Genomic DNA, 5,822 nt, shown 5'->3' with positions numbered 1-5,822 from the left:
CGCTTAAACGCGCCGCTTGGGTTTGAGCGGCGCAATCCTCGTCCGCGGCGTATTACCGCCCATCGCCCGAGGTTGCGGCTGGGGGGGGGCGGCCGGTCACCGCCCGCCGGCGCGGTGTTTCTACTTGAGGGCGACCGGGGTCAGCTTGCCGTCGACCTTCTGCCACTCAAATACGACGAACCCGGGCTGCTTGATATCCCCCTTGTCGTCATAGGAGATCGAACCGAGCACCGTCGAGATACCGGCGCCGGAATGAAGATAATCGGAAACGGCCTTTGGATCGTCGGCCTTGGCTTTGGCGATAGCCTCGGCAAGAATCTGCGTTGCCGCGTAGGCGTAAAGGGTCACTGCTTCGGTGGGCACGTTTTTGGCCCTCAGATCGGCGACGGCATCCTTGGCTTCTGCAAACGTTGCCGGGTCGGGGAACGACGTCATCAGGGTTCCAACAGCACCATCACCGCCGATGGCGCCGAATTCGCTGTTGGAGATGCCGTCACCGCCCATCAGGATCGCGGTGACGCCCTGATCGTGCATCTGGCGCACAATCAGTCCAGCCTCCGTGTGCTGACCGCCATAGTAGACGAGGTCGGCGCCCGATTGCTTGATCCTTGTGACGAGAGGGCTGTAGTCCTTCTCGCCCGGGTTGACCTCCTCATGGAGAACCTCCTTGCCGCCGCCGGCGTTATAGGCCTTGGCCATTTCGTCGGCGAGGCCTTTGCCCGCCGTCGACTTGTCGTCCACAATCGCTATCTTCTTGTCCTTGAAACGGTCGAGAACGAATTTGGCGGCGATGGAGCCTTGCTGATCATCGCGCCCGCACGCCCTGAAGGCATTCCACAGGCCGCGCTCCGTCACCATCGGGTTGGTGGCAGTCGGCGTCACGAACAGAACGCCATTCTCGGCATAGACCTCGGAAGCGGGAATGGTGACGCCGGAATTATAGTGCCCGACAACGTAGTGAACGCCATCAGCGACGAATTTGTTGGCGACCGAAACGCCCTGCTTCGGGTCGGAGACATCGTCACCGATCGACACGGCAAGCTTTTGTCCAAGAACGCCGCCATTGGCGTTGATGCGTTCAACAGCGATCTCGACACCGACGCGGTACTGTTCTCCATAGGCGGCGTTCGGCCCCGACATCGGGCCGGCGACGCCGAACACAATATCAGCCCTGGCCGCACCAACAGCCGCAGTCATAAGGGCAGCAGTCATCATCTGCACGATCATGCGCATTTTATTCCCCTGTTTTTTAGAGAAAGGCGGGCTTTTCCCGCCGCTTCAGGCGTCAGTTCACAAAGTGAAGCTTGTTGAACCGGCGCCGGAATGCCGTGACATCTGCCGCGACTTGTTCGCTGGCGTCATTGCCGCGCAGTCCTCTGGCGATGAGAGCCGCGAGTGCCGGCATGTCGTCTTCGGTCATGCCCCAGCGGACGATCTCGGGCGTACCCAGGCGCAACCCGTTCATGTCGCCGTCGACAGCGTCTATGGGCAAGCCGATGCCGCAGGTCAGGATGTTGGCCAGCCGCAATTTCCTTGCCGCCGCCTGGCCGCCGCCAAACTCGGCTGCCTCGATGGCGAACTGATGCGATGTCGTGTAGCCCTTGCCGGTCGAAAAAACCGGCAGGCCGCGATCGGCAAGGCTTTCGGCCAACGCCTTTGCGGTCCGCGCCATCGTCGCGGCGTAGGCCTTGCCGTGGTCTTTCCAGTCTAGAAGTGTGATCGCCAAGGCAGCCGACTTGGCGGCATCGAAGTTGGCGGTCATGCCTGGAAATGCGATCCTGTCGAGCTTTTCGGCAACGACCGCATCGTTGGTGACGATCAGCCCGGACGCCGGACCGCCGAGACTTTTGTAGGTGCTCATCGTCATCAGATGAGCCCCTTCCTGCAAGGGCTGTTGCCACGCGTCTCCGGCAATCATGCCGCACAGATGGGCCGCATCGAAGAGAACAAGCGCACCGACCTCGTCGGCGATCTCCCGTATCTCACGAATGGGATGGGGCAGCAGGTTGAGGCTGCTGCCGATCGTTATCATCTTCGGCCTTATTGATCTGGCCAGGTCGCGCAATTTGCCGACGTCAACGGTGTAGCTGTCGGCATCGACTGGAGCGGTGTGGATATCGAGCCCGTAGAGCCCGGCGCAGCCGGCCATATGATGGGTTACATGGCCTCCGATCGCCGGCGACGGGACAATGACGCTGTCGCCCGGCCTGGCTGCAACCATGAACGCATAGAGATTGGCGATCGCGCCGGAAGGTACCCGGATCTCGGCATAGCTGGCGCCGAAAACGTCGGCCGCCAGCTCGGCCGCGATCACCTCGATCTGCTCGACACCCTCCAATCCCATCTCATATTTGTCGCCGGGGTAGCCAAGCGACGGGCGCGACCCCAGGCCGGAAGCGAGTGCGGCTTCGGCCTTCGGGTTCATCACATTGGTCGCCGGGTTGAGGTTGATGCAGTCGGCCTCGTGGATCGAACGGTTCAGCTCGATGCCCCTGTTGACTGCCGCCATGACGGCATCGGTCTTCTGAGCGCTCGTCTTCTGCGCCAACTGCTGGGCAAACTCGTCGCAATGCGATGGAACCCAGGGCCTGCGAGCGAGAGCGACCATCGATGCCTCCTTTGCCAACCGGCGGACAATACGGCTGTGAATGGAGCCTAAGGTGGAGCCGTCGGTCGGCATGGCGCAAGCGAGTAGTTCTAGCGCCTAGGCTTAGAAAAACTAGGTCTACTCTCCCCGCCCTATTTTGAGGGTCGCTTCCATCCAGACATCGAAGGCCATGTGCCGGCGACGACAGCGCCTTGGTCCTGTTCCGCAAGCCGGTCCTGCTCCAGCGACGCTCGCCTGGCTTCATCCGGCCGGGTGATGTGCGTCCACGAGTCGTCATAGCCCGGCTCGCGGCGTGCGATCCAGGCATCCAGCCCTTCGCGCAGATCAGCGGTCGGGGCCATGCGGGCGAACTGCTCGGCCTCGACAGCCAAGCCTTCGGCGATGCTCTGGTTGAGGCCGCGCGTCACTGCCGTGAGGATGCTGGCGATCGCCAGATCGGAGTGCCGCAGGATGCGCCTGGCCAGGCCGATTGCGGCCGGCATCAACTCGGCATGCGGCACAACCTCGTTGACGAGACCCAGTTCAAGCGCCCGCGGCGGCGCAAACCAGTCGCCGGTCAACAGCAGTTCGAGCGCCCGCTTGCGCCCGGCGAGCCTCGGCAGGCGTTGGGTTCCGCCAAAGGTCGGCGGCATTGCAAGGCTGATTTCCGGCTTGGCGAACAAAGCGCGGTCGCTGGCGATGGCCAGCGGCACCGCCTCGGTGATTTCGCAACCGCCACCAAAGGCAATGCCGTTGACGGCAGCGATGACGGGTTTGCGAAACGCTTCCAGCCTCGCCGTCAGCCGTTGCCCGCGCATGACGAAGTCCCGCATCGCGACATCGACGCCGACCGCCACGCTTGCCGAGAACTCATGAATGTCGCCGCCCGCCGAAAACGCCCGCTCCCCTGCTCCGGTCAGAATGATTGCGCGGACGCTGTCATCGACTTCAATGTCGTCGAGGATCGCAAGCAGGCGATCGATCAGGGCATAATTCAGCGCGTTGAGCTTCTCCGGCCGGTTGAGGGTGAGGATGGCAATCCCATCCCGGGTTTCGCTAAGGACAAGATCGGTCATTGGCTCTTCCTTCTTCATCATGCTGATGACCGGAAGACTATGCCTCTTTCCGCTTGTGTATATTCACTAGTCGGTATACCTAAGCTCATGCCTGACACGCAAAGTCCTACCCGCAAACGCATTGTCGATGCCGCGACCAGGCTCTTCTATGCCGAAGGAATCGGTCGCGTCAGCGTCGATGCCGTCGCCGAGGAAGCGGGTCTCACCAAGCGCACGCTCTACTACCATTTCAAGAGCAAGGACGACCTCATCGCGGCCTATCTCGATGGCCGCGACCAACCCAATCTGAAGCGGATGGCTGGCTGGTTCGATGCTGCCGAAGGCGGCGCGGATCGCAAGGTCGAGGCGATCTTCACCAATCTGGCGAGGTCCGCTCGTCACCCGAAATGGAAAGGATGCGGCTTCCTGCGCACGGCCGCCGAACTCGCCTCGATGCCCGGACATCCGGCGGTCAAGGTCGGCGCGCGGCACAAGCTGAATTTCGAAACATGGCTGGCCGGCGCCTTGTCGGACCATGGCGTCGGCGAGCCGCCTGCCTTGGCACGCGAGATCGTGCTTTTGATCGACGGCTGCTTTTCGATCATGCTGATCCACCGCAACCCCGATTACATCGAGGCCGCCGGCCGCGCCGCGGCAACGCTTGTGCGGGCGCGAATTTCAGGCAGCCAGGTCTAGAACCCGAAAGCCAGCCATGCCGTACCGGCGGCCAGCGTTATCAGCGTCAACGGCAAGCCGACCTTGAAAAAAGCGCCGAACGACAGCGTCGTGCCGGCGGCTCGTGCCTGTTCGGCGACGATCAGATTGGCGACCGAACCCAGCAGCGTGAAATTGCCGGCCAGTGTCGAGCTCATGGCGACGACCAGCCAGGCGCGCTCGGGGTTTTCGAGGCCCGGTATGAAGGGCCGAAGCGCCAGCACGGCCGGGACATTGCTCATGATGTTGGAGAGCACCGCGGTGAAACCGGACAGGCGCCAGACGTCGCCCAGCCCGAGGTTCTTGGCCGAAGCGATCATGTCGGGCGAAAGAAGCGTCTTTTCGGCGCCGGCGACCACCACGAACAGACCGGCGAACATGAACAGCAGCGGACCGTCGATCTCGCGGTAGATGCGTTCCGGCTTGATGGCCCGGGTGAGCAACAGGATGGCGCCGCCGATGAGTGCGGCCTTGGCGACAGGCACGCCGGCGAAGAAGGCGATTGCCAGCCCGATGCAGACCACCACCGCCTTCAGCACCTGTCTCTTGTGCATGCGGCCACGCGAGACCTCGGGCATCAGTTGCACCGTGCGGGCGAATTCGGCCCGGTAGACGATGCGTATGATGACAACGACCGCGACGAGGCCGAACAGGGCGACCGGAGCGAGCGCCGCCGAAAAGGCCGGATAGGAAATGCCCGACAGCGCGCCGATGACCATGTTTTGCGGATTGCCGGTGATGGTGGCGACGCTGCCGCAATTCGACGCGGTGGCGGTGGCGATCAGATAAGGGATCGGGTTGCGCTTGATCACACGGGTGACATGGACGACGATCGGCGCCATGACGAGGCAGATGGCGTCGTTGACCAGGAAGGCGGACAACACCCCGGTCAGCAGCGTCACCATCACCAAAAGCATGAAGGGCGCGTGCGCGTGCTCGATGGCGATGGCGCCAAGGCCGCGAAAGGCGCCCGACACTTTCAGATGCGCCACCACGATCATCATGCCGAGCAGAAGCGTGATGGTGTCGAAATTGATCGCCCGGTAGGCATCCTCCATGCTGAGCGCGCCGATGGCGATCATCGCGGCCCCGCCGAGAAGCGCGATCCCCGCCCGGTCGAGGCGCAGGCCGGGGATGCGGCCGATGGCAACACCGGCGTAAGTCAGGATCAGGATCAGCAGTGCCGCCGCGCCCATCAATGTCATCGATAGAAGTCCTGCCCAGTCTGTGGCGCGCCGCTGCCTGTCAGCCCCAATGGTCTGATTTGCGTGCCTGCTTTAGCGCGATGTCGAGATCGACGACAGACAGCCAGGCATGTTGTTGCGTCAAGCACCGCCAAGGGATGACGTGCCGCTAACGCAGATAGAAATCCAGCCTTTGTCGCAGTGCCTGCGGCGAAAACAGCTGCTCGACGGTCTGCCGGGCCTTGAGGCCCACTGCCGCCCGCAGCGCCGGATCGGCTTTGA

The 5,822-nt window shown here is 62.8% G+C and carries 5 protein-coding genes; 1 reads left to right on the top strand and 4 read right to left on the bottom strand.

Annotation, left to right across the window (positions count from 1 at the left end; all coding sequences use genetic code 11):
• Positions 1–120: 120 nt before the first annotated feature.
• From NKI69_RS33380 to NKI69_RS33370, 3 genes are all read right to left on the bottom strand, one after another.
• Complete coding sequence (locus tag NKI69_RS33380; protein WP_352676950.1) at positions 121–1,227, bottom strand: branched-chain amino acid ABC transporter substrate-binding protein; 1,107 nt, start codon at positions 1,225–1,227, stop codon at positions 121–123.
• A gap of 58 nt (positions 1,228–1,285) precedes the next feature.
• Positions 1,286–2,608: a serine hydroxymethyltransferase gene (glyA, locus tag NKI69_RS33375; protein WP_352723439.1), complete on the bottom strand. Its 1,323-nt coding sequence runs from the start codon at positions 2,606–2,608 to the stop codon at positions 1,286–1,288.
• A 131-nt stretch (positions 2,609–2,739) separates the two neighbouring features.
• Positions 2,740–3,663 carry a crotonase/enoyl-CoA hydratase family protein gene (locus tag NKI69_RS33370; RefSeq protein WP_352442205.1) on the bottom strand — a complete coding sequence of 308 codons (924 nt, stop codon included), beginning with the start codon at positions 3,661–3,663 and terminating at the stop codon, positions 2,740–2,742.
• Positions 3,664–3,750: 87 nt separating this feature from the next.
• Between NKI69_RS33370 and NKI69_RS33365 the strand changes: the two genes are divergently transcribed.
• Complete coding sequence (locus NKI69_RS33365; RefSeq protein ID WP_164748925.1) at positions 3,751–4,338, top strand: TetR/AcrR family transcriptional regulator; 588 nt, start codon at positions 3,751–3,753, stop codon at positions 4,336–4,338.
• On the opposite strand, the gene NKI69_RS33360 is transcribed toward NKI69_RS33365, so the two are convergent.
• Entirely contained in the window at positions 4,335–5,561 is a 1,227-nt protein-coding gene (locus tag NKI69_RS33360; protein ID WP_352723438.1) for an anion transporter, read from the bottom strand. The two genes, NKI69_RS33365 and NKI69_RS33360, sit on opposite strands and share 4 nt — an antisense overlap.
• Between the last annotated feature and the right edge of the window lie 261 nt (positions 5,562–5,822).

The sequence above is a fragment of the Mesorhizobium sp. M0491 genome (genome assembly GCF_040321265.1).
In the GTDB taxonomy this organism is placed as follows: Bacteria; Pseudomonadota; Alphaproteobacteria; order Rhizobiales; family Rhizobiaceae; genus Mesorhizobium.
The sequence above is the reverse complement of the archived record's forward strand: the minus strand, read 5'-3'. Positions and strand labels throughout refer to the sequence as shown.